Annotated in this window: 23 protein-coding genes, 1 tRNA gene and 1 other RNA gene; 17 read left to right on the top strand and 8 right to left on the bottom strand. The window is 66.2% G+C overall.

The genetic code is table 11. The annotated features are described in order from the left end of the window. Positions 1–87: 87 nt before the first annotated feature. Positions 88–858: an Rv3717 family N-acetylmuramoyl-L-alanine amidase gene (locus AC5Y2L_RS18870; RefSeq protein WP_499939255.1), complete on the top strand. Its 771-nt coding sequence runs from the start codon at positions 88–90 to the stop codon at positions 856–858. 67 nt (positions 859–925) lie between these two features. On the opposite strand, the gene AC5Y2L_RS18865 is transcribed toward AC5Y2L_RS18870, so the two are convergent. After that, entirely contained in the window at positions 926–1,363 is a 438-nt protein-coding gene (locus AC5Y2L_RS18865; RefSeq protein WP_499939333.1) for an SRPBCC family protein, read from the bottom strand. 43 nt (positions 1,364–1,406) lie between these two features. On the opposite strand from AC5Y2L_RS18865, the gene AC5Y2L_RS18860 reads away from it, so the two are divergent. Both AC5Y2L_RS18860 and AC5Y2L_RS18855 read left to right on the top strand, forming a co-directional pair. Beyond that, positions 1,407–2,810 carry an FAD-binding oxidoreductase gene (locus tag AC5Y2L_RS18860; RefSeq protein ID WP_499939257.1) on the top strand — a complete coding sequence of 468 codons (1,404 nt, stop codon included), beginning with the start codon at positions 1,407–1,409 and terminating at the stop codon, positions 2,808–2,810. Then, positions 2,807–4,117 carry a class I SAM-dependent methyltransferase gene (locus AC5Y2L_RS18855; protein WP_499939259.1) on the top strand — a complete coding sequence of 437 codons (1,311 nt, stop codon included), beginning with the start codon at positions 2,807–2,809 and terminating at the stop codon, positions 4,115–4,117. Before AC5Y2L_RS18860 ends, AC5Y2L_RS18855 begins: the two co-directional genes overlap by 4 nt. Positions 4,118–4,128: 11 nt before the next feature. On the opposite strand, the gene AC5Y2L_RS18850 is transcribed toward AC5Y2L_RS18855, so the two are convergent. The 3 genes from AC5Y2L_RS18850 to ffs all read right to left on the bottom strand — a co-directional run bounded on the left by AC5Y2L_RS18850 (position 4,129) and on the right by ffs (position 7,544). Beyond that, positions 4,129–5,904, bottom strand: coding sequence for a DNA polymerase III subunits gamma/tau (locus tag AC5Y2L_RS18850; RefSeq protein ID WP_499939260.1), 1,776 nt, complete (start codon positions 5,902–5,904; stop codon positions 4,129–4,131). Positions 5,905–6,092: 188 nt separating this feature from the next. Beyond that, positions 6,093–7,388 carry an aspartate aminotransferase type Ic gene (locus AC5Y2L_RS18845; RefSeq protein WP_499939262.1) on the bottom strand — a complete coding sequence of 432 codons (1,296 nt, stop codon included), beginning with the start codon at positions 7,386–7,388 and terminating at the stop codon, positions 6,093–6,095. A 59-nt stretch (positions 7,389–7,447) separates the two neighbouring features. Further along, an RNA gene (gene ffs / locus AC5Y2L_RS18840) (signal recognition particle sRNA small type) lies at positions 7,448–7,544 on the bottom strand. A 91-nt stretch (positions 7,545–7,635) separates the two neighbouring features. Between ffs and AC5Y2L_RS18835 the strand changes: the two genes are divergently transcribed. Both AC5Y2L_RS18835 and lucA read left to right on the top strand, forming a co-directional pair. Further along, positions 7,636–7,721, top strand: a tRNA-Ser gene (locus tag AC5Y2L_RS18835). Positions 7,722–7,815: 94 nt separating this feature from the next. Further along, positions 7,816–8,703, top strand: coding sequence for a lipid uptake coordinator LucA (lucA, locus tag AC5Y2L_RS18830; RefSeq protein WP_499939263.1), 888 nt, complete (start codon positions 7,816–7,818; stop codon positions 8,701–8,703). A 3-nt stretch (positions 8,704–8,706) separates the two neighbouring features. Here lucA and AC5Y2L_RS18825 read toward each other — a convergent pair whose 3' ends face one another. Both AC5Y2L_RS18825 and AC5Y2L_RS18820 read right to left on the bottom strand, forming a co-directional pair. Beyond that, the gene (locus AC5Y2L_RS18825) at positions 8,707–9,453 is read right to left on the bottom strand and encodes an enoyl-CoA hydratase/isomerase family protein (RefSeq protein ID WP_499939265.1); all 747 of its coding nucleotides are present in this window, start codon (positions 9,451–9,453) and stop codon (positions 8,707–8,709) included. A gap of 10 nt (positions 9,454–9,463) precedes the next feature. Continuing rightward, positions 9,464–9,844, bottom strand: coding sequence for a hypothetical protein (locus AC5Y2L_RS18820; RefSeq protein WP_499939267.1), 381 nt, complete (start codon positions 9,842–9,844; stop codon positions 9,464–9,466). Between the two features lie 166 nt (positions 9,845–10,010). Here AC5Y2L_RS18820 and AC5Y2L_RS18815 point away from each other — a divergent pair, with 166 nt between their 5' ends. From AC5Y2L_RS18815 to AC5Y2L_RS18805, 3 genes are all read left to right on the top strand, one after another. Continuing rightward, complete coding sequence (locus AC5Y2L_RS18815) at positions 10,011–10,451, top strand: lipoprotein LpqH (RefSeq protein WP_499939335.1); 441 nt, start codon at positions 10,011–10,013, stop codon at positions 10,449–10,451. Between the two features lie 106 nt (positions 10,452–10,557). Then, positions 10,558–12,282, top strand: coding sequence for a hypothetical protein (locus AC5Y2L_RS18810; RefSeq protein ID WP_499939269.1), 1,725 nt, complete (start codon positions 10,558–10,560; stop codon positions 12,280–12,282). Continuing rightward, a complete protein-coding gene (locus AC5Y2L_RS18805; RefSeq protein WP_499939271.1) occupies positions 12,279–13,643 on the top strand; it encodes a CHAT domain-containing protein in 1,365 nt (454 codons plus the stop codon). The genes AC5Y2L_RS18810 and AC5Y2L_RS18805 overlap by 4 nt, the downstream gene beginning before the upstream one ends. On the opposite strand, the gene AC5Y2L_RS18800 is transcribed toward AC5Y2L_RS18805, so the two are convergent. Then, positions 13,640–13,894 (bottom strand): hypothetical protein, encoded by a 255-nt coding sequence (locus AC5Y2L_RS18800; RefSeq protein WP_499939272.1) that lies wholly within the window; start codon positions 13,892–13,894, stop codon positions 13,640–13,642. The genes AC5Y2L_RS18805 and AC5Y2L_RS18800 overlap by 4 nt on opposite strands. Before the next feature lie 84 nt (positions 13,895–13,978). Here AC5Y2L_RS18800 and AC5Y2L_RS18795 point away from each other — a divergent pair, with 84 nt between their 5' ends. From AC5Y2L_RS18795 to AC5Y2L_RS18765, 7 genes are all read left to right on the top strand, one after another. Further along, the gene (locus AC5Y2L_RS18795; RefSeq protein ID WP_499939274.1) at positions 13,979–15,310 is read left to right on the top strand and encodes a hypothetical protein; all 1,332 of its coding nucleotides are present in this window, start codon (positions 13,979–13,981) and stop codon (positions 15,308–15,310) included. Continuing rightward, complete coding sequence (locus AC5Y2L_RS18790) at positions 15,307–16,452, top strand: hypothetical protein (protein ID WP_499939276.1); 1,146 nt, start codon at positions 15,307–15,309, stop codon at positions 16,450–16,452. The genes AC5Y2L_RS18795 and AC5Y2L_RS18790 overlap by 4 nt, the downstream gene beginning before the upstream one ends. A gap of 29 nt (positions 16,453–16,481) precedes the next feature. After that, entirely contained in the window at positions 16,482–17,537 is a 1,056-nt protein-coding gene (locus tag AC5Y2L_RS18785) for an NAD(P)H-dependent amine dehydrogenase family protein (protein ID WP_499939278.1), read from the top strand. 108 nt (positions 17,538–17,645) lie between these two features. Beyond that, entirely contained in the window at positions 17,646–17,912 is a 267-nt protein-coding gene (locus AC5Y2L_RS18780; protein ID WP_499939279.1) for a CsbD family protein, read from the top strand. Beyond that, positions 17,909–18,082: a CsbD family protein gene (locus AC5Y2L_RS18775; RefSeq protein WP_499939280.1), complete on the top strand. Its 174-nt coding sequence runs from the start codon at positions 17,909–17,911 to the stop codon at positions 18,080–18,082. The genes AC5Y2L_RS18780 and AC5Y2L_RS18775 overlap by 4 nt, the downstream gene beginning before the upstream one ends. 146 nt (positions 18,083–18,228) lie before the next feature. Next, on the top strand, positions 18,229–18,951 hold the full coding sequence (locus tag AC5Y2L_RS18770) for a cutinase family protein (RefSeq protein WP_499939281.1): 723 nt from the start codon (positions 18,229–18,231) through the stop codon (positions 18,949–18,951). A gap of 28 nt (positions 18,952–18,979) precedes the next feature. Further along, positions 18,980–19,957 (top strand): SDR family NAD(P)-dependent oxidoreductase, encoded by a 978-nt coding sequence (locus tag AC5Y2L_RS18765; RefSeq protein WP_499939283.1) that lies wholly within the window; start codon positions 18,980–18,982, stop codon positions 19,955–19,957. Positions 19,958–19,972: 15 nt separating this feature from the next. Here the strand turns inward: AC5Y2L_RS18765 and AC5Y2L_RS18760 are convergent, their stop codons facing one another. Next, a complete protein-coding gene (locus AC5Y2L_RS18760) occupies positions 19,973–20,137 on the bottom strand; it encodes a hypothetical protein (protein WP_499939284.1) in 165 nt (54 codons plus the stop codon). A 249-nt stretch (positions 20,138–20,386) separates the two neighbouring features. Here AC5Y2L_RS18760 and AC5Y2L_RS18755 point away from each other — a divergent pair, with 249 nt between their 5' ends. Together AC5Y2L_RS18755 and AC5Y2L_RS18750 are read left to right on the top strand one after the other, a co-directional pair. Beyond that, the gene (locus AC5Y2L_RS18755) at positions 20,387–21,247 is read left to right on the top strand and encodes a cyclopropane mycolic acid synthase family methyltransferase (protein WP_499939285.1); all 861 of its coding nucleotides are present in this window, start codon (positions 20,387–20,389) and stop codon (positions 21,245–21,247) included. Positions 21,248–21,266: 19 nt separating this feature from the next. After that, a complete protein-coding gene (locus AC5Y2L_RS18750) occupies positions 21,267–22,040 on the top strand; it encodes a fructosamine kinase family protein (RefSeq protein ID WP_499939337.1) in 774 nt (257 codons plus the stop codon). The last annotated feature ends 14 nt before the right edge of the window (positions 22,041–22,054 follow it).

The following is a 22,054-nucleotide window of genomic DNA, read 5'->3' as shown; positions in this document are numbered from 1 at the left end:
CGCATCTTGGTCTCGAGTTGGTTTCGCCTGCGGTAGTCGGGCGATTCGAAACACCCAGCGTAGACCGCGCGCCGTTACGTTTGCGCCGTGGACGTACCAGACGGCTCCCGTGTCGGCATCAGAACGATCCTCGGCTTGATCGGCTGCGTCATCGCCGCCGCGACGGCGATCATGCCGGCCGCCACGGCAGCCCCGTCCAACATCTCCGGCATGGTGGTGTTCATCGACCCAGGCCACAACGGGGCCAACGACGCCTCTATCACCCGGCAGGTGCCCACCGGTCGGGGCGGCACCAAGGACTGTCAGGCCAGCGGGACGTCGACCAACAGCGGCTATCCGGAGCACACCTTCACCTGGGACACCGCGCTACGGGTCCGTGCCGCGCTGAACGCCCTGGGTGTCCGGACCGCGATGTCGCGCGCCAACGACAACGCCCTGGGCCCGTGCGTCGATCAACGCGCCGAGATGGCCAACGCGATGCACCCCAATGCGGTCATCAGCTTGCATGCCGATGGCGGCCCGCCGTCCGGCCGCGGGTTCCACGTCAACTACTCGGCCCCGCCGCTCAACGCCGCGCAAGCCGGACCGTCGGTGCAGTATGCGCGCATCATGCGTGACCAGCTGCAGGCGTCAGGCATCCCACCGGCCAACTACATCGGCCAAGGCGGCCTCTACGGGCGGTCGGACCTGGCCGGGCTGAACCTGGCACAGTATCCGTCGGTATTGGTCGAGCTGGGCAATATGAAGAACCCCGCCGATTCGGCGCTGATGGAGTCACCGGAGGGCAGGCAGAAATACGCCGACGCGGTGGTGCGCGGGATCGCCGGTTTCCTGGCTACCCAGGGCCAAGTGCGTTAGCTGGCGAACAGACGCAAAATCCCCCGTTTTCGTGCCGATCTAGGGGATTTTGCGTCTGCTCGCCGGGCTAACTCTCCAGTTCCTTCTTCAGATTCGCCAGCACCTCGGCCTGAATCTTCTTCAGCCCCAGCGGTGCAAACGTCTTCTCGAAGAAACCTTTGACACCGCCCGCCCCGTTCCAGGTGGTTTTGACGGTGACGCTGGACCCCGGTCCCGCCGGAGCCACCGTCCAGTTGGTGACCATCGACGAGTTCGCGTCCTTCTCGATCACGGTGTGGCCCGCCACGTCGACGTTGACCTGCACGTCGCGAACGCGCGATTCGGTGGCCTGCAGCCGCCACTTGGCGACGGTGCCCTGTCCCTGGCCGCCCTCGAGCACCTCGTATTCGCTGTAGTGCCGGGAGAGGATTTTCGGGCGGACGTTCTGATAATCCGCGACCGCGGCCAGTGTGGCCGCGGGCTCAGCATTGACCAAAATGGTGCTTGCTGCGCTCACCTGTCCCATCAGGCGCAACTCCTCGTGTCGTGATCGCGCGCGGGTGCACGCCATGTCGTCGGAGACTAGGGTATATCTGGTGCCTGCCCCGAGATCCGCCCTGTCGGCTCATACGTCGGGCGTACAGCGACTGCTGGAAAGCTATCGATCCATCCCGGCAACGGCCACGGTTCGACTCGCAAAGCCCACCTCAAACCTGTTCCGTGCCCGCGCCAAAAGCGATGCGCCGGGATTGGACGTCTCGGGCCTGACCGATGTGATCAGCATCGATCCCGACGCCCGCACCGCGGACGTGGCCGGCATGTGCACCTACGAGAATCTGGTGGCCGCCACACTGCCGTACGGGCTTTCGCCGCTGGTGGTCCCGCAGCTGAAGACCATCACCCTCGGCGGCGCCGTCACCGGATTGGGCATCGAGTCGGCGTCGTTCCGCAACGGTCTGCCACATGAATCGGTGCTGGAGATGGACATCCTCACCGGCGCGGGCGAATTGCTCACCGTCTCGCCCGAGAAGCACCCCGACCTGTACCGCGCGTTCCCGAATTCCTATGGGACGCTGGGATATTCGACCAGGTTGCGGATCGAGCTGGAGCCCGTCGCGCCATTTGTGACGTTGCGCCACATCCGATTTCACTCGCTGGCCGAGCTGATCGCGACGATGGAACGCATCGTCGACACCAGCGGCCTGGACGGCGTCCGGGTGGATTATCTGGACGGGGTGGTGTTCGGCGCCGACGAAAGCTACCTCTGCGTGGGCACCCGCACCACCACCCCCGGACCGGTCAGCGACTACACCGGAAAAGACATCTATTACCAGTCGATTCAGCACGACGCCGGCGTCAAAGAAGACCGGTTGACGATCCACGACTACTTCTGGCGCTGGGACACCGATTGGTTTTGGTGTTCACGTGCGTTCGGGGCGCAGAACCCGCGTTTACGACGATGGTGGCCGCGCCGGTACCGGCGCAGCAGCTTCTACTGGAAGCTGGTCGCCCTCGATCAGCGCTTCGGCATCGCCGACCGGATTGAGGTACGTAACGGGCGTCCACCGCGGGAGCGAGTGGTGCAAGACGTCGAGGTGCCGATCGAGCGGACCACCGAGTTTTTGGCATGGTTCCTGGACAACGTGCCGATCACGCCGCTGTGGTTGTGCCCGCTGCGGCTGCGTGATCACGCCGGCTGGCCGCTGTACCCGATCAGGCCGGACCACACGTTCGTCAACGTCGGGTTTTGGTCGTCGGTGCCGGCGGGCGCCGACAAGGGCGCGACCAACCGGCGCATCGAGGCCAAGGTCAGCGAGCTGGACGGGCACAAGTCGCTTTACTCGGACTCCTTTTACACCCGCGACGAGTTTGATCAGCTCTATGGCGGGGAGTGCTACAACACCGTGAAAAAGACTTACGACCCCGACTCGCGTCTTCTCGACCTCTACGCAAAGGCGGTGCAACGACAATGACAACCACAAGACAGCCCGAGCGCGCCGCCACCGGCAAGCTCACCATGGCGGAAGTGCTGGAGGTCCTGACGGCCGGCGGGCAGCATCCGCTCAAGTTCACCGCGTACGACGGCAGCACGGCGGGCCGCGATGACGCCGAGATGGGCTTGGATCTGTGCAACCCCCGCGGCGCCACCTACCTCGCGACGGCGCCCGGCGAGCTCGGCATCGCGCGCGCCTACGTATCCGGGGACCTGCAGGCGCGCGGCGTACATCCGGGTGACCCGTACGAGTTGCTCAAGATGCTGACCGACAAGGTGGAGTTCAAACGGCCGTCGTTGCGGACGCTGGCCAACGTAGTGCGCTCGATCGGCGTCGAACACCTGTTGCCGGTGGCGCCCCCGCCGCAGGAAAATCCGCCTCGCTGGCGCCGGGTCGCGGACGGCTTCATGCACAGCAAGACCCGTGACGCCGAAGCGATCCACCACCATTACGACGTTTCCAACACGTTCTACGAATGGGTACTTGGGCCGTCGATGACCTATACCTGCGCCGTCTATCCGACCGCCGACGCCACGCTGGAAGAGGCCCAGGAGAACAAATACCGGCTGGTTTTCGAGAAGCTGCGGTTAAAGCCCGGCGACCGGTTGCTCGACGTCGGTTGCGGCTGGGGCGGCATGGTGCGTTACGCGGCGCGGCGCGGTGTGCGGGCCATCGGCGCGACCCTGTCGGCCGAGCAGGCGAAGTGGGCGCAGACGGCGATCGAGAACGAGGGCCTGCAGGACTTGGCCGAGGTGCGGCACTCCGACTATCGCGACGTGCGCGAGACGGGGTTCGACGCCGTTTCGTCGATCGGGCTGACCGAGCACATCGGCGTCAAGAATTACCCGGCCTACTTCGGTTTCCTCAAGTCGAAGTTGCGCACCGGCGGCCTGTTGCTCAACCACTGCATCACTCGGCGCGACAACCGGTCCACCTCCTTCGCGGGTGGATTCACCGACCGCTACGTCTTTCCGGACGGGGAGCTGACGGGCTCCGGACGCATCATCACCGACGTGCAGGACGTCGGTCTGGAAGTGCTGCACGAGGAGAACTTCCGCCACCACTACGCCATGACGCTGCGCGACTGGTGCCACAACCTGGTCGAGCACTGGGAACAGGCCGTCGTCGAGGTTGGCCTGCCCATCGCAAAAGTGTGGGGCCTGTATATGGCCGCTTCGCGAGTGGCGTTCGAGCAGAACAACCTTCAGCTGCATCACGTGCTGGCGGCCAATGTCGACACCTGGGGCAACGACGATCTGCCGTTACGCCCTTGGTGGACGCCTTAGCCCCGTGGCGATCAGCCTTCGATACGACGGGCGCCCAGTTCGTTCTGCAGTAGTTCCAGGGCGACTTCCTCAGGGTCCCGACGCGGCTGCGACGAGTCGGTGCGGCTCGCTTCGGCGAGCATGCTTTCCTCCTCCTCGTCCCTGTCGTCAGGTGCGTCGCTTTGGTCGCGCTGCGCCGAATCCGATTCGGGGGCAGGCTCTTCCGCCTTAGCGATAACCGCGGCGGGCTGAGCCGGCTCTGCAGCGCCCGCGTCGCAGCGCACTCGCCAGTTCACACCCAGCGCATCTTTGAGTGCCTCGGCGATGACGTCGGCATTGCGTTGCTCGGACAGCCGTTTGGCCAGTGGCGCCGAGGTATGGCTCAGGACCAGGGTGTTGTCCTCCACGGCACGCACGGTGGCACCCGCCAGCATGACTTCGGTGGTGCGGCTGCGCTGGCGAACCTTGTCGCGCACGGTCTGCCACACGGTCCGCACGGCGGCGGCGCTGGGTTCACCTGGCGCGGGGGCTGATTCCGTCGGCGGTGGCGGCGGCGCCGATGAAGTGGTCGGTTCAGGGGCGCGCTTGGACTCGGCGGCCGCCGCCCGCCGCGGCTGCGACGGCGGCTTGGCCGGCGCGGATTCCGGGATCGATATGTCCAGCCTGGTCTCGATGCGTTCGACGCGTTGCAGCAGCGCCGATTCGGCGTCACTGGCCGACGGCAACAGCAGTCGCGCGCAGACCACTTCGAGCAGCAGGCGCGGTGCCGTCGCTCCGCGCATCTCGCCCAGTCCGGCTTGCACCACCTCGGCATAGCGGGTCAGGGTCGCCGGGCCGATCCGGGCCGCTTGCTCTCGCATCCGGTCCAGCACGTCCTCGGGCGCATCCACCACGCCACGGCTTGCCGCATCCGGCACCGCCTGCAACACGATGAGATCGCGGAATCGCTCCAGCAGATCGGTGGCGAAGCGCCGCGGGTCGTGGCCGGCGTCGATCACCGCCTCGACCGCGCCGAACAACGCCGCGGCGTCTGCTGCGGCGAGCGCGTCGACGGCGTCGTCGATCAGTGCGACGTCGGTGGCACCCAACAACCCGAGTGCCCGCTGGTAGGTCAGGTGGTTGCTCTCGGCCCCGGCCACCAACTGGTCCAGCACCGACAACGTGTCACGCGGCGAACCACCGCCGGCCCGGATCACCAGCGGGTACACCGCGTCGTCGACGATGACGCCCTCTTGCTTGCAGATCCGCTCGATCAACGACCGCATGGTGCGCGGCGGCAGCAGGCGGAACGGGTAGTGGTGGGTGCGCGATCGGATGGTCGGCAGCACCTTGTCGGGCTCGGTGGTGGCGAAGATGAAGATCAGGTGCTCTGGCGGCTCCTCAACGATCTTGAGTAGCGCGTTGAAGCCGGCCGTGGTCACCATGTGCGCCTCGTCGACGATGAACACCCGATAGCGCGACTGTGCCGGTGCGTAAAAGGCGCGGTCGCGCAGCTCGCGGGTGTCGTCGACGCCGCCGTGGCTGGCAGCGTCGAGTTCGACGACGTCGATGCTGCCGGGCGCGTTCGGCGCCAGCGCCACGCACGAGTCACACACCCCGCACGGGTTGGCCGTCGGACCCTGCGCGCAGTTCAACGACCGAGCCAGGATGCGCGCCGATGACGTCTTTCCGCAGCCCCGCGGCCCGGAGAACAGGTAGGCGTGGTTGATGCGGCCGGCTTCCAGCGCGATGGACAGCGGCTCGGTGACGTGCTCCTGCCCCACCACCTCGGCGAACGAGGCCGGTCGATACTTGCGGTACAGAGCCACGTCAGCAGGCTACCGGCGACGGGTGACGACCCGGACGGCTGGGCGACGAGTGTGAAGCCACGGTTTCGCGTGTGAACACACGGTTTTGCGAGTGAAGCCACGGCGGAAAATCCGTGATTGCGCCGCCCTCAGCTCACCTTCGAGGTCGTAGTTTCACTCCCGAAGCCGCCACTTCACACCCGACGCCCTCAGTGCGCGGGCGACGAGGCCAATCCGAGCAGCGACTCAGATGCCGCGAGCAGCGCACAGGTCGCCAGCCCGTCGACCGCTTTACGCAGATCCGGCAGCGACGGAAAGGTGGGTGCAACCCGAATGTTCTTGTCGTCGGGGTCTTTTCGATAGGGAAACGACGCTCCCGCCTCGGTGACCGCGATACCGGCGTCCTTGGCCAGCGCGACGGTCCGCCGCGCCGTGCCGGGCAGCACGTCAAGGCTGACGAAGTACCCACCCTTGGGCTCGGTCCAGGAGGCGATCTTGGATTCGCTCAACCGGCGGTCCAGGATTTCCAGTGTCGCCGCGAACTTCGGCGCCAGTATCTGCTGGTGGCGCAACATGTGCAGGCGCACCCCGTCCGCGTCGCCGAAGAAGCGCAGATGCCGCAGCTGGTTGACCTTGTCCGGGCCGATCGATTTCTTCGCGGCGTATTGCAGGTACCAGGCGATGTTGCCCAACGATCCGCCCAGAAAACTGACCCCGGCACCGGCGAAGGTGATCTTCGAGGTGGAGGCGAAGACATACGGCCGATGCGGGTTGCCGGCTTTCGCGGCCAGCCCAAGCACGTCGACCTGACGGACGAAGTCCAACGTCAGCGTGTGTACCGCATAGGCGTTGTCCCAGAACAGCCGGAAGTCGGGCGCCGCCGTCCGCATCTGCACGAGCCGGCGCACCGTTTCCCAGGAATACGTGACGCCGGTGGGGTTGCCGAACACCGGCACCGCCCACATGCCCTTGATCGCGGGGTCGACGGCAACCAACTCCTCGATCAGGTCGACGTCCGGGCCGTCGTGCAGCATCGGGACCGGGATCATCTCGATGCCCATCGTCTCGCAGATCGCGAAGTGCCGGTCATAGCCGGGGACCGGACACAGGAATTTGATGCCGTCCGGCTCCTGAACCCAAGGCCGCGGCGAGTCCACGCCGCCGTACAACAGCGAAAAGGCCACCAGGTCGTGCATCAACTCCAGGCTGGAGTTGTTGCCCGCGATCAAGTTCTGCACAGGTATGCCGAGCAGCTCGCCGAAGATGGCACGCAGTCCCGGCAGGCCGTGCAAACCGCCGTAGTTGCGGGTGTCGGTGCCCTCCTCGTCGCGGTAATCGTCACCGGGCAGGCTGAGCACCTGGTTGGACAGATCGAGCTGTTCTGCAGACGGCTTGCCGCGGGTCAGATCCAGCGACAGCTTCATGGCCTGCAGCTCCGCATAATCTTGCTGGTGGCGGGCATGCAGCGCAGCGAGCTCTGCAGGGCTGAGGGAATCGAACGCCACTCCACGGCCTTTCGGGTCCTAGGCAAAAAGTTAGGCCGGCATTGGCCTCTGCGCCCCCGACTGAGGGGACCCCGCGCACCCGACAGAGCCCATTGACCCTTGCTGCCTTCCGGCCCTGGGGGAGTTCACAGGATAAACGCCGCGCGGGGTCCATCGGCGAGTGTAATACCCGGACGTACGGCGCCCGGCTGCGGTGGTAGCAGGCCGCGGGACACTCGATGTTTGACTCAGCGGCTACCATGGCGGCGGAGGATTCGCCTAGTGGCCTATGGCGCTCGCCTGGAACGCGGGTTGGGTTAACAGCCCTCGCGGGTTCAAATCCCGCATCCTCCGCAACGGGTCGCCCTTGGTTTCGGGGCGCGGACATACACGATTGTGGGTTGGTCGGCCTCTATGCTGGCCTGAACCCAGCAGCTTGAGGAGTCTTATGGGACGCACGTGGGCCATCGTGTGGCATGCCTTGTTTTCGATCATCGCCGGCGTCCTCTACTTCTTTGCCGTGTTGCCGCGCTGGTCGGAGCTGATGGGTGAAACGCCACACGCATTGGGCATGGCGGGCCGGATCGCCTCGGGCGCGCTGATCGGCCTGGCTGCGTTGCCGGTGGTGTTCACCTTGCTGCGCACGCGCAAGCCGGAGCTGGGCACCCCGCAGCTGGCCCTGTCCATGCGGCTCTGGTCGATCGTTGCCCATGTGCTGGCCGGGGTTCTGATTATCGGCACCGCGATCAGCGAGCTCTGGCTTAGCCTGGACTCCGCCGGACAGTGGTTGTTCGGTATTTACGGCGCTGCCGCCGCGATCGCCGTGCTCGGGATCTTCGGGTTCTACTTGTCGTTCGTCGCCGAGTTGCCGCCGCCGCCGCCGAAACCGATCAAGTTGAAGGAGCCCAAGCAGACGCGCAAGGGCCGTAAGAAGCGCGGCAAGGACGAGTCCCACGAGGTCACCGAGACCGAGGCCGGCGATGTCGAGTCGGGTGCCGACGAGATCACCGAGACCGAAGCGGTCGAAGCTGCCGACGCTGAGACCACCGAGGTCGAGACCACCGAGCCCGATACCCAGGAAGTCGAAACGGAAACGGCGGAGGAGTCCGTCGGCGCCACCCAAGAAAGCCCCGCGAGCTCGCAGGCCACCACCGAAATCCCGAAACCGGAGCCGGCAGCTGAAGCACCGACGCAGGAAGCGGCGGTAGCCGACGACGCTCAAGTCACCAAACCCGTGGAGAAGCCGAAGCCCAGGTTGCAGAACCGGCGCCCGACCGGCAAGACGTCACATCGGCGCAGGCGCACCCGCGGCGGCGGGGTCGCCGTCGAGGACTGACGACTAGCGGTTGCGACTACGCAGCCGCTCGAGGTAAGCGGCGATGCGCTGCCGCGTCTCCTGTGCCGCCCAGAGCCGACGGACCTCCCGGTCGATCTCGGCGCCCTCGCTGATCCGGGCCATCGTGGGGTTTCGCAACTGCGCTTTGGTGTGGCAATAAGCCTCGGCCGGAATATCGGCCAGGTCCGACGCCTCCGCGACCGACGCCTCGACGACGTCGTCGGCGACGATGCGGTCGACCAGCCGCATTTCGACGGCGTCGCCGTCTCGATACGTCCGGCCGCCCAGCACCACCTGCTCTGCGCGATCTCCGCACGCATACCGCATGACCTCGAGCGCGGCCACCGGAAACGGAACGCCCACGCGGACCTCGGAGGCCCCGATCTGCCCCGACGAGCTCATCACCCGACGATCGCAGGCGCCGGCCAGCACACAGCCACCCGCGATGGCGGCGCCATTGATCGCCGCAACCGTCGGCCCCGGATAACCGAACGCCGTCACGAACAGATCCGACAGGGCGCCGATCAGCCGATCGGTGTAGCCGGCACCGCCGTCCACCACTCGATTGAGGTCAACCCCGGCGCTGAACACCGGCCCGGCGCCCGTGATGACCAGAGGTGCACCGCCCGCCCGCTGCACTTCGCGGATCGACTCGGTCAGCTCGACAGCGAACTCGACATCGAGGGCGTTCACCCGGCCCGAGGAGAAAGTCAGGACGCGGACCGCGCCCAGCGTCTGGATCTCGATCACCTTGCGAGCTTTACTGCCGGCCGGAAACGAGAATGACGGGGATGTCGGTGTTCTCGTCGGTGTGGTAGCTCGCGCAGACCCGGTGATAACCGTCGGCAATCTGCAGCGGTACACCGGCCGTGAAATCGCCGCGAACTAACAGAATCGGCGAGAGCGGCTGCTTTTTCTTGATCTTGTACAGGTCCGCCGCGACATGCGGGTTGTCCGGCGACAACAGCGGCAGCTGGGCCGCCCGAAGGATGTCTTTGGCCTTTCTGTGCACCACGACTCCGGCTCGCAGCCGCTCGGTCAGCTCCTTGACGATATGTGCTTCCGCGAGCAGATCAAGGTAGTCGGCCGCCGCTGGAAAGTCGTGGGCCTCAGGCTTTTCCAGCCATCGAACACGTGGCATCGAACGCCTCCGTTCATCTGTCGCTGCAGCTTAACGGTTGACGCGCAGAAATTGGGATCGGTAGCAGCGCGCGGGTTCTGTACTTGCCCCGATGACGTCGCCAACGGGGCGACGCATGAAGGAAGGAACTCCAGTGAAACGTCTTTTCGCAGCAGCGATCGCCAGCCTGGGCTGCGCGTCGGTTCTGGTGGCTTGTTCGAGCGGCGGGCACACCGTCGCCGGTCCGGCGGGCGTTGCCACCCGGGGCGGGGCCACCGAGGTCAAGGTCGGCGGGAGCGACCTGGCGGGCTTGGACCCGGCCACGGTGACCTGCGTCAAGCAGGCAGGCAAGATCAGCATCGGCAGCGGCAACACCGCCGGCAAGCAGCAGGCCGTGGCGGTGGTGATGACCGACGAGCCCGCGCCAAAGGTCGAGTCCCTGATCCTCGTCGTCGACGGCAACGCGTTGTCGGTCGCCAACAACATGGGCCAGAACCTCGGGTCGGCCAAGGTGGCGGTGGACGGCAAGACCTACACCATCACCGGCCAGGCGCAGGGCGCCGACATGAAGAACCCGATGGCCGGACTGATCACCAAGGATTTCAGCATCAAGGCGACATGTGGCTGATGGGCCGGAATCCGGGCGGCGGACGTGCAACGCATGTCCGCCGCTCCGGGCTGTGCGACAGCGGGAGCTGGGCCGCTCGGGGGCCAGACGGACTTATGATGCTGCCGTGTCGATCCCCGGCGAATTGGACCGTGCTCGGCGGCTGATCTTCGCCGCCGACGAGGTCGCGGCCAGGGATCTGTTGCTGTCCCTGATCCCCGAGATCGAGCAGGCCGACCGCGACGATCACATGCTCGAAGTGCTGGCACAGCTCGGCGAGATCTACCTGGTTCGCGGCGCGAATGACGGCGTGCGAGAGTCCATCCGGCGCATCCGCGACTGTGTGCAGATCTATGCCGACATTGCCGCGGGCGCCCGCCCAGAAGCGGCCGCACAGGTCCGGTTCTCCGACGCCGAAGTCGCAGCGATGATCTGTCGATATTCGCGGCGGGCCCAATTTCTGGAAACGGGACTGGCTGCGGCGCAAGGCGATCACGATCACGCGGCCGCGGCATTGGCGGCACTGGCCGCGGCCGCCGGGGACTTCCCGGCGCTGGCCGAGGAACACGCCCACCTGGTCACCTACGCGCAGGTGCTATGTGCTACCGCACTGTGTGACGACGACCTGCACGTACAGTCAGTTCCGTTGTGGCAGAACGCACTTGCGGCGCTAGACGATCGAAGGACCGACGCGGCGCCGACGGACTTCCTCCGGGTGACCGCCGCCACCGCCTATGGCCGGTACTGCGTCGAGACCGGGCGGCTCTCCGAGGCCGAACCGTGGCTCCGCCGCGCCGGCGCCCGGGCGCAAGCGAACGGATGGGAATTAGCCTGGGCCAGAACACAACTGGAGAGAGCAGCCGCGGCGTGGTCGGCTCGCGACAGAGTGACCACCGAGCAGCTGGCAGCGCAAGCCTATCCGGTGATCGCTCGCCACGCCCGGGCGCACGACGTGTCGAGGTGTTGGCTGTATCTCGGCCTCACCCGGATGGCGGCCAACGCCCTGGAAGCCGCCGATCAGTGCTGGGAACATGCCGAACGGCACTGGCGGGAGCTGGGAAAGCCACTGCATATTCACCGTATCCTATTGCAGCGCAGCTGGTTACAGATATTCCGCGGCCGCTTCGCGGATGCGGTAGAGCTGATCGCGCAGGCCAGGGAATTTCTCGACGCCTCGCCGCGCAGTAGTTGGCTGCAATACGCCCGCCTTGACTACCACCTCGGCACGGTGTGGCGCGCAGATGCCCTGACGGACTTGGGTATCGACGGTGCTGGTGACCCTTCCGACACCTGGCAGGAGGTCGAAGCGCGGCATGCGGAGTCGCTCGGCGTCATCCGGGGGCAGGTCGACGATCAGCAGCAGCGGCGTGCGATGAGCAAGCTAGAACAAGCGGCCGAGCTCAAGGTTCCGGCCGCGTTGGCCGTCGACTCGGTGCGCTATTCCATCGCCGACGCCGACGCCAGATCGCGTTGGGCAGCCCATGTCTCGGCGCCGATGCTGGCCGGGGCCTTCGCTGTCGCCTGGGAGTGGGAGAATACCGAGCTGCTCAGCGAGCTGATTGAGTACCACAGCGCGCGTGGGACTTTCAGCAGCGAGCCGGCGCAGGACGAGACCGGGGAGTGGGCGTCCACCGCTACCGCTCCCGTCCTGGGCGACCCTGATGTTCAGGCGCTCGCCGCAGCCGGAACCTCGGCCGGCGGGCGGCTCGCCCTCACCCGGCTCGGCCCGTTGCCGCCGTTGCAGATGCAACCCGATACCGCGCCGATCATGAGCCACTACCGCGCGCTGGCGTTGCAGCGTTACGGCCGGGATGTCACTGCCGCCGAACCGGCCTGGTCGACCTGGCCATGAGCCGGCTCACGCTGGTCCTGCGATACGCCGACGTCGGGATTGCCACGTACGGCAGTCTGCGGGTGGTGGGGCAGCCGTCGAGAACGGTGACCTGGGTGGTGGACGAACCCATTCTGCTTGCGGCACTGCAGGAACTGGCGGACGCCTTGCCCGAGCCGCAGGGCCCCGAAGACCGACGTGCCGCCATCGAGCGTGCGCTGGCGAACGGACCGTTCGCGGCACCGGACACCGAACTGACGGTCGCCTATATCCTCGGCGTGCTGCTCATCGGCGCGGCGGCCTGGCAGCTGCTGATGGAATGCGTGGCGTCGCCGCGTGCGGTGCTGTTCGTCTCGCCGACCGCCCGGCTGGCGCGTGTCCCCTGGGGGTTGCTGGCATTGCCGAAATCGTGGCCCAGCCCAGAGGAATTGGTGCGCATTCGGGCGGAGGCGTTCACTGCCCGCGGCACCGTGGCCGCCCAAATCCCGTGGCAATTAACCGATGTCCGCGAGCACACCGACGGTTACCGGCTGATGGAACTGGCCGATGTGCTGATGGCGGTACCGCAGAACATCCTGCACGCGCCCCGAACCCCGACGCGTTGGGACGTCCGCTGCGACGGTCCGCGGCTGCTGGTCCTCGATCCGCGGGTGCCCGGACAACTTCCGGATTCGGCCCTGGGCTCGGTGCTCGGCAGGCCATCCGAGCAGACGCCGTTGGCACAGCACTTTGCCGAGCTGATGGAACGTCGGCCGGTGCTGCCGGCGGTGGGGTCGGCGGTCGAGCTGTTCCGCCGCCGTGATGCCGACCGCCGGTGGTTGGCGGAGCTGTTGACGCAAAGTGCGCCGAGTCGGCTGCTGTACGTCGGGCACGCCAGTTCGGCGGACGGCACTGCCGATCACGGCAGCCGAGCCGATCGGGCCGTGTTGCACTTGGCCTGCACCGCAGCGATTCCCGGCCACGCCGATCCCGTCGGCGATCATCGGCCGCTGACCGCGTCAGACCTGATGTCGTTGCGGTTGCCGATGCCGCCGCGGGCAGCCCTGCTGGCCTGCGCGTCCGGCGGTGACTATCAATTCGACGAGGCGACCGGTCTGGTGGCGGCGCTCATCCTCGGTGGCGCGCAGTTGGTGACGGCGACGTTGTGGTCGCTGCCGACCACCGCCGCCTATCGGCGGTTTGCGCGGGCCGGTAACGGCAGCATCGACCCGATGGCCGACGTGGTGATCGCCGTCGACCGGGCACACGAAGACGTCGACGCGGGATGCGCCGTGAATCGCTGGCAACGTGAACAGATGCGCCGCTGGCGCGACGGCGACGTCGCCGCGAGCCCGCTGTATTGGGCTGCGCTGGTGTCGTTCACGGTCGACGGGGTGCGCTAAATCGCCGTCAGCTCGGCCGCCCGAACCGCGAGTACGTCGTCGGGCAACGAAAGTTCCTCGCGCGCAGCAGGATCGAATGCCACCAGCAGCACCGTTCCCGGATGCAGCCACGACTCGACCTGGTCATCGTCGGAGTGAACCAAGCGGCCGACGAACGTCTCGCCGTCCACGCTGGTTACCTGAATCTTGACCTGCTGCGCATTGGGTGCATCGCATACCGTGCCGATTCCAAGGAGTGTGTTCCATAACATGCGACCAAGCGTCGCGGTGTGGACCGGCTACCGAACCCAACTTTTCCGGTGCCGATATTCGTGGAATGCCCCTATCCTGTGCAGATGAGCGCCGACCCGCAGGTGACCGCTGCCCCCAAGGTGGCTGGGCATCCGCGCCGCGCGGTGATCGAGCAAGCCTGGCGCGCAATCGGTCCCGGCGTCGAGATGCTCAGCAGCGCCGACGGCGGCCCCTTGACCAGGACCATCAAGCGCATCATCGACCCGTTGGTGCTTCGCCTCCGGTCGAACCCGCAATACTCGGTGCCGGTGGTCCCGGCGGACTGCGCTGCCGCCATGCACGAACTCATCGTCGCCCACGCCGCCCAATTGCGCGCTGCGGCAGCGTGGTTCGAGGTTCTCAAACTCGAGCGTCGCCGGTCGCGGATTCGCAGCGGAAACGCTCAGGAGCTGTACTTCCCCGTTTGCTTCGAACTCGCGGTGACCAAAGGTGCGCCCAGCCCCGAAGATCGCAACACCCCGGCTGCGGTGCTGCGCGACATCCACCAGGGCCGCGACCGGACCGCGATTGAGGTGCTCAACCAATACGTGGCGAATCCCGACGTCGTCACCGTGCTGACCGAACAGTTGGACCGCAGCTGGCGCGACGTGCAGGGCGAAGACGTCCTCATCGATCCGTTCCTGGCTCAGCTGGTTACCGTGCTGGGCCCGGCGAACAGTCATGGGGCGGCCGTCGCGCGTCAGCGGGTTTGGTCGGCGCTGATCGCTGACCCCACCCCCTACCACCTGGGCGCGCTGGCCCGCGTCGAGACGGGTGAGCTGCCCTGGTCGATCGTCAAGCTTGGTTTGAGTTCGCATGCGCCACAACGATGTCCGCAGATCCAAAGCTCTGTCGATCAGTCGGCTAGCGATAGGCCGCTGGATCGCAGTGTGGTGGACCGGGTGCGCGCGACATTGCGCCGCGCGCTGGACCGCGACGCATTGCCGGACATCCCGATGCTGTGCGACGAAGAGGTCGACCGAGCCTGCGCGCCATGGGGATTACTGAGCGAGGACAAACAGGCCACGCTGCTCACCGGCATCGAGGTCGCCATCCAACTTTCGCCGCTGCAACCTGCCGTCGTGAACCGCTACGCCCTGGCCGCACAGATCCAGGCCCGGCTGCGCAAGGAGGCCTACGTGCTGCATGCCCGGCGCTACCTCGCCGAGGGCGGCCCCATCCATCCCCGTCAACAGCAGGTGGTCGACGACCTCGCCGACTACGCACAGCCCTATTTGAGCCGGCTGTGGGCGCGCTTGCACGGCCGTGACGTCTGGCAGGAGTCCTGCGAGGACGTCGACGACGTGCGGTCCCTGCTCGAAGGCGTGGCCAGATCGGTCAGTCTGGATCACCGGCAGCGAATCAAGTCGATGCTGGAATTGCAGGTGGCAGGATGAAACTGGTTGCAGATTCCGGACTTTGGAGCGTCGGCGCGCAACGGGCCACCATGCCGACTCCGTTGGTCGCCGTGCTGGAGGTCAGCGGCGCGATATTGTCGTGGACCGTCGACGAGCCGCCCGACGACGCGGCCGTGCAGATCGCTTTCACGGATTTGGCTCGCGCCGACTGGCTTTGGCGTGTCGTCGGCGATGCAGGGCATGTCACGCTGGCCTCGGCTATTGACGGCCGCGCGCCCGGCGATCCGCACAGCATCGAGCTCACCGGCGTCGACATCGTGCCCGGATCGCTGACGCAGCTGCGCAGGCTGGCCCTGGGCCATTGGCTGCGCCGATGGTGGCCCGCCAGCCGGCGCGACGGGATCGCCGCCCTGGATCGCGCTGTGCTGGACACCGAGGTTGCGTTGCTGACAGCCGGCGCGCAGGACTTCTTCACCGACGACACGCTGGACTCGGACGTGACGGAGCTGTTGGCACCGCACGCCGCCGCGTTGGTCAGGCATTTGCACAGTGGCGATCCGCGGGTAGGCGGCCTGGTGCGCGCCGGGGCGGGACTTGCCGACGAGGTCGGGCTGCAGGACCCGGGTTGGGCGGAATTGCTTGCCGCTGTTGATGACTCGAGCGCGGACCTGGCGATGCCGACTGGTCATCAGGACGACTACGCGCTGGCCGCCGGATCTGATGCGGGTCGGCGTGCGGCGAGCGCGATCGGCCGTGGCGTGGCGTCGATCAACTGGACCGCGGTGCCACCCGGAATCTTCGACGCGGGCGAAGACACCGTCGAGTGGATCATCGAGGCGGCGGGAACGGCCGTGGTGGCCGTCGTCCGGGCGCTCGTCATCGGCCCCGACCCGGCCACCGGCATCCCGGTACGGGTGCGGTCCGGAAGCATCACCGGCACCGGCGTGCTGGACACGGAGGGCCGCGCCACCGTTCCCCTGATCGACTCGCAGCTGCGGCCAATGACGGAATCGGCTGCCTGGAACCATGATTGGGACACCATGTCGGTCCACATCGGGGCCGAGACTGCGGAGACACCGCAAACGCGCGAGCGGGTTCGCCGCTGGGCGCGGACCCGGTTGGACCGCCCCGCGGACGACACGTTTCTCGCGGAGATCCTGGCCGCCGAATCGACCTACTGAGCACCCAGCCACTCCCCTATGCTGAGCGAGTGCCAAACAACTATCGGGTCGTGCAATGGACCACCGGAAACGTCGGCAAAAGCTCGCTGCAGTCGATAGCCGACAATCCCTCCCTCGAACTGGTGGGCTGTTATGCCTGGTCAGCAGAAAAGGCCGGCCGTGACGCCGGCGAGCTGTGTGGCATTGCCCCGCTCGGCGTCGCCGCCACCAACGACGTCGACGCGCTGTTGGCCCTGAAGCCCGACTGCGTGGTCTACAACCCGATGTGGATCGATGTCGACGAGCTGGTCCGCATCCTGTCCGCGGGTGTCAACGTGGTGACGACGGCGTCGTTCATCACCGGACACAACCTGGGCGACGGCCGCGATCGCATTCTCGAGGCCTGTCAAAAAGGCGGTTCGACCATCTTCGGTTCGGGCGTCAGCCCGGGGTTCGCCGAGCTGTTGGCCATCGTCTCGGCGATGGTGTGCAACCGGGTGGACAAGGTCACCGTCAGCGAGGCCGCCGACACCACGTTCTATGACTCCCCGGACACCGAGAAGCCAGCGGGCTTCGGCCAGCCGATCGATCATCCCGAGCTGCAGCAGATGGCGGCCAAGGGCACGGCCGTCTTCGGCGAGGCCGTCCGGTTGGTGGCCGACGCACTCGGCGTCGAGCTTGACGAGGTTCGGTGTGTGGCCGAATTCGCCCAAACCACAGCCGATCTCGACCTCGGGTCGTGGACCATCCCCGCCGGATGCGTCGCGGGTACCTACATCAGCTGGCAGGGCGTCGTCGGCGGCAAGACGCTGATAGATCTCAACGTCCGCTGGCGCAAGGGACAGACCCTCGAACCCGACTGGAAGATCGAACAGGACGGCTGGGTAATCCAGATCGACGGGCAACCGACGGTCACCACCAAAATTGGTTTCCTGCCCCCGCCGTACTTTCAGGCCGAGACGATCGCCGACTTCATGGCTCTCGGACACATCATGACCGCGATGCCCGTCGTCAACGCGATCCCGGCCGTCGTCGCCGCGGCACCGGGGATCGCGACGTACAACGATCTGCCGTTGACACTGCCCCGGGGCGTGGTGCGCACCTGAGCCGCCGAGCAGACGCAAAATCCCCTAATCCGCGCCCGAAATGGGGGATTTTGCGTCTGCTCGCCCGGCTAAGTTTTGCGGCCGCACGCTCTCGGGTAGTCGAATCGGATGAGCATCGAAAACAAACTGAGAAACAAAGCCCAATATTGGGGCGGCAGAGCCAGAGAGACCGTCGGCAGGGTCACCGGAAACAGGCGGACCGAGTACGAAGGTCAACGCGATCAGGTGAGGGCCAACCTCAAGGACGCTGGCGAAAAGGTTCGGGACGCGTTTCGGACGTTGCTGCCGGGCCGACGGGCCAGGGTTCAGGATCGGCCCGTGCGGGGTAACCAGCGCGCATATCAACCGCGCAGTCGCAGGAGGGGAATCCTATGAGCACCGAAGACAAAATCAAGAACAAGATCGAAGACTTGGGTGGGAAGGCCAAAGAGGCGGTCGGCAAGGCGACCGGCGATCACGACACCAAGAATGAAGGCCGCGCCGATCAGGCGAAGTCCAACCTGAAAGACGCCGGCGAGAAAGTGAAGGACGCCTTCAGGAAATAGCGCTCATCTGGTCAGCAAGTTGTCGGCGCGTCCGGCAACTTGCTGTTCGTTTGCGGGCACCGACCGGTTGAGACCTGCGGCTTCGGGGCAATCTAAACCGTTATCGGGTCCGAATACCTACTAACAAATACGAAACGGCTGAAGACATGCATGTCAGCAAATTGGTAGCGACGGGCTGGGTGCGTCGGCTTGCGGCGATTAGCGGCGGCGCTGCGGTGGCGTTCGGCTCCGCGCTGGTAACCCCGTCCGGCCCGGCCGCATCTGCGGACCCGTGTCCCGACGTCGAGGTGGTATTCGCCCGCGGCTCCGGAGAGCCGCCCGGCGTCGGCGGCATCGGAGGCACCTTCGTCGAGCAGTTGCGCTCCAAGGTCGGCTCGAGGTCGTTCGCCGTCTATCCGGTCAACTACCCGGCCAGCACCGATTTCGGCAACCCCGATTTCCCCGTCACGGTCATCGACGGGATTCGCGACGCAGGCTCGCATATCCAATCGATGGCGGCGACCTGCCCCCAGACCCGTGAGGTCCTCGGCGGCTACTCCCAGGGTGCCGCCGTCGCCGGCTACGTCACGTCCGCGGCCGTTCCCCCGGGCGTGCCCGCGGCCGCGGTGCCGAAGCCGCTGACGCCCGAGATCGCCAACCACGTCGCCGCGGTGACGTTGTTCGGGACGCCGTCGGATCAGTTCCTCGCGCAGTACGGTGCGCCGCCGATTGTCATCGGACCGCTCTACCGACCCAAGACCCTTGAGCTGTGCGCCCCGGGCGACGGCATCTGCGGTCCCGGTGGCGGCGGTCCCAACGCCGAGCACACGCTCTATGCGGCCAACGGCATGACGGACCAGGCCGCAGACTTCGCCGTCAGTCACCTGTAGCCGCAACGGCACGCCATAACATCGCCTCATGCGTGTTCTGGTGACAGGTGGGACAGGTTTCGTGGGCGGCTGGACCGCCAAGGCGATTGCGGACGCGGGTCATTCCGTCCGCTTCCTGGTCCGCACCCCGGCCAAGCTGCAGACTTCCGTCGCCAAGCTCGGCGTCGACGTGTCGGACTACGTCGCCGGCGACATCAAGGACCGCGACTCGGTGCGCAAGGCGCTGACCGGCTGCGACGCCGTCGTGCACAGCGCCGCACTGGTGGCAACCGACCCGCGCCAGACGCCGCAGATGCTCAGCACGAACATGCAAGGCGCCGGCAACGTCCTCGGGCAAGCCGTCCAACTCGGGCTCGACCCGATCGTGCACGTATCGAGCTTCACGGCGCTTTTCCATCCCGGGTTGCACACCCTGACCGCCGATCTGCCGGTGGTCGGCGGCACGGACGGCTACGGAATCTCCAAGGCCCAGGTGGAGATCTATGCCCGCGGTTTACAGGACGCGGGAGCGCCGGTCAACATCACCTATCCCGGCATGGTGCTGGGTCCGCCCGTCGGCGACCAATTCGGTGAGGCAGGCGAGGGCGTCAAGGCCGCGCTGCAAATCCACACCATTCCCGGCCGGAGTGCGGCGTGGCTGATCGTCGACGCCCGTGACGTGGCGGCCGTGCACGCGGCGCTGCTGGAGCCTGGACGCGGGCCGCGGCGCTACATGGTCGGCGGCCATCGGGTTCCGGTGGGCGAACTGGCTAACCTGCTCGGTGAGGTCGGCGGGACGCCGATGCTGAGCGTTCCGGTTCCCGACACGATGCTGCGGGTCGCGGGAACGTTGTTGGACCTGGCAGGCCCATATCTGCCGTTCGACAATCCGTTCACCGCCGCAGGCATGCAGTACTACACGCAGATGCCGGAGTCCGACGATTCCCCGAGCGAACGAGAACTCGGCATCACCTACCGGGACCCGCGCACGACGCTGGCCGACACGGTCGCGGCCCTGCGCGGGTAAGGCCTTTGGCGTCGGTCACGGGTGCGCCTGGGGCGGCCCGTTGTTCTCGTCGCCGGGTGGCTCGATGGGCCGCTCAGGCGAAGGAGAGTTCTTGAGCCAATCCCTCAACCGGAACAGCTGATTGATCACCAGGCCGAGCGCCAGCAGGACCAGCGTCACCACGATAATTGCGGTGGTCACTCCTCCATGGTGACAGGCGCACGCGGGAAAGTGAGGTTCTCCGGGACCACTTCGCTGGCTTCTTATGCCAGGGTGCTTAAATAGCTGGGCTACGGACCGGTCATCGGGGACCCACTGCGACTGATCCTTTTCGGGATGCTCCCGTGGCACAGGCAACCGGCGGTACACCAGGGTTTGGACGTAACCGGTTAAGCTCAACAGAAATCGATGCCAGAAAGTAGCTGCGGTGCACGAAAGCGAAGTGAACCCATGAGTCTTGAGCCGCATTTCACGGATGTCCAGGCGCATTACGACCTGTCTGACGACTTCTTCAAGCTCTTTCTGGATCCGACACGGACGTATAGCTGCGCGTACTTCGAACGCGAAGATATGACGCTGGAAGAAGCGCAGATTGCCAAGATCGACCTGTCACTAGGCAAGCTCGGACTGGAACCCGGCATGACGCTGCTCGACATCGGCTGCGGCTGGGGTGCCACCATCACCCGGGCGCTGGAGCAATACGACGTCAACGTGATCGGCCTGACGCTGAGCCGCAATCAGCAGGCGCATACCCAACGACGGCTCGACGATCATCCCAGCCCGCGAAAAAAGCTGGTTCTGTTGCAGGGTTGGGAGCAGTTCGATGAGAAGGTGGACCGCATCGTCTCGATCGGCGCCTTCGAGCACTTCGGCCGTGACCGCTACACCGACTTCTTCGCGAAGGCCTACGCGGCGCTGCCCCCTGACGGTGTCATGTTGTTGCACACCATCATCAAGCCCAGTGAAGAAGAATTCACCGAACGCGGTCTGGCAATTACCATGACCAAGCTGCGGTTCATGAAGTTCATCATGGACGAGATCTTCCCGGGCGGGGACCTTCCGAACGCCAAGGTGGTCGAGGAGCACGCGCAGCAGGCAGGGTTTACCGTCAGGCGAGTCCAGCAGCTGCGCCCGCACTACGCACGCACCCTGGACATCTGGGCGTCCGCTCTCGAATCACATCGCGACGAGGCCATAGCCCTGCAGTCCCAAGAGGTTTACGACCGGTACATGAAGTACTTGACGGGTTGCGCCGACCTGTTCCGCGAGGGCTACACCGACGTCGCGCAATTCACCCTCGCCAAATCTTGAGGCGCGCGTTCACAGCGTGGTGACGTACGCCGACTTCGTCAAGCACCATCCGGGCGTTCCCAGTGGTTACTTCGCTTGGGAAGCCGCGGGGCTCCAATGGCTTTCCAGCGTTGACGGCGGTGTCCCTTGCGCGCAGGTGGTTTCGGTCGGCTCGGACAGCTTGACGTTGCGGCGACTTGATTCGGTTGCGCCGACCCGTCAAGCGGCGTACCGGTTCGGCAGCCGATTGGCCGTCATGCACGACGCGGGTGCCGCAGCGTTCGGTTCCGGGCCCGACGGCTGGGACGGACCCGGATTCTTCGGGCCGCTGTCGCAACCCCTGCCGCTATCATTGCGTCCGCATCAGCGGTGGGGCGACTTCTACGCCGAGGAGCGCCTGGGCCCGATGGCTGAGCGGGCCGCGCCGAGGCTCGATGCCGCCACCCTTGGGCTGATTGACAGTGTGATGACCCGTTGTCGTGCAGGCGATTTCGACGACGATGATCAGCCCGCTCGCTTGCACGGCGACCTGTGGGGCGGCAACGTGATGTGGACACCGGATGGGGTGGTGTTGATCGATCCGGCCGCCTGCGGCGGTCACCGGGAAGCGGACCTGGCGATGCTTGCGCTGTTCGGTTGCCCGCACTATCAGGCCATCATCGACGGCTACCAGCAGGTTCGGCCACTGAAACCGGGCTGGCGCAACCGAATTGGGCTACATCAGCTATTTCCGCTACTGGCGCACGTGGTGCTGTTCGGCGGCGGGCACGCGGCGCGTACCCATGCCGTCGCCCGGGCGGTGGTGGAAATCTGACGCTCACCTGTGCG

This window comes from Mycobacterium sp. NGS66, from assembly GCF_059812225.1.
This window is presented reverse-complemented; position numbering and strand designations above follow the sequence as displayed.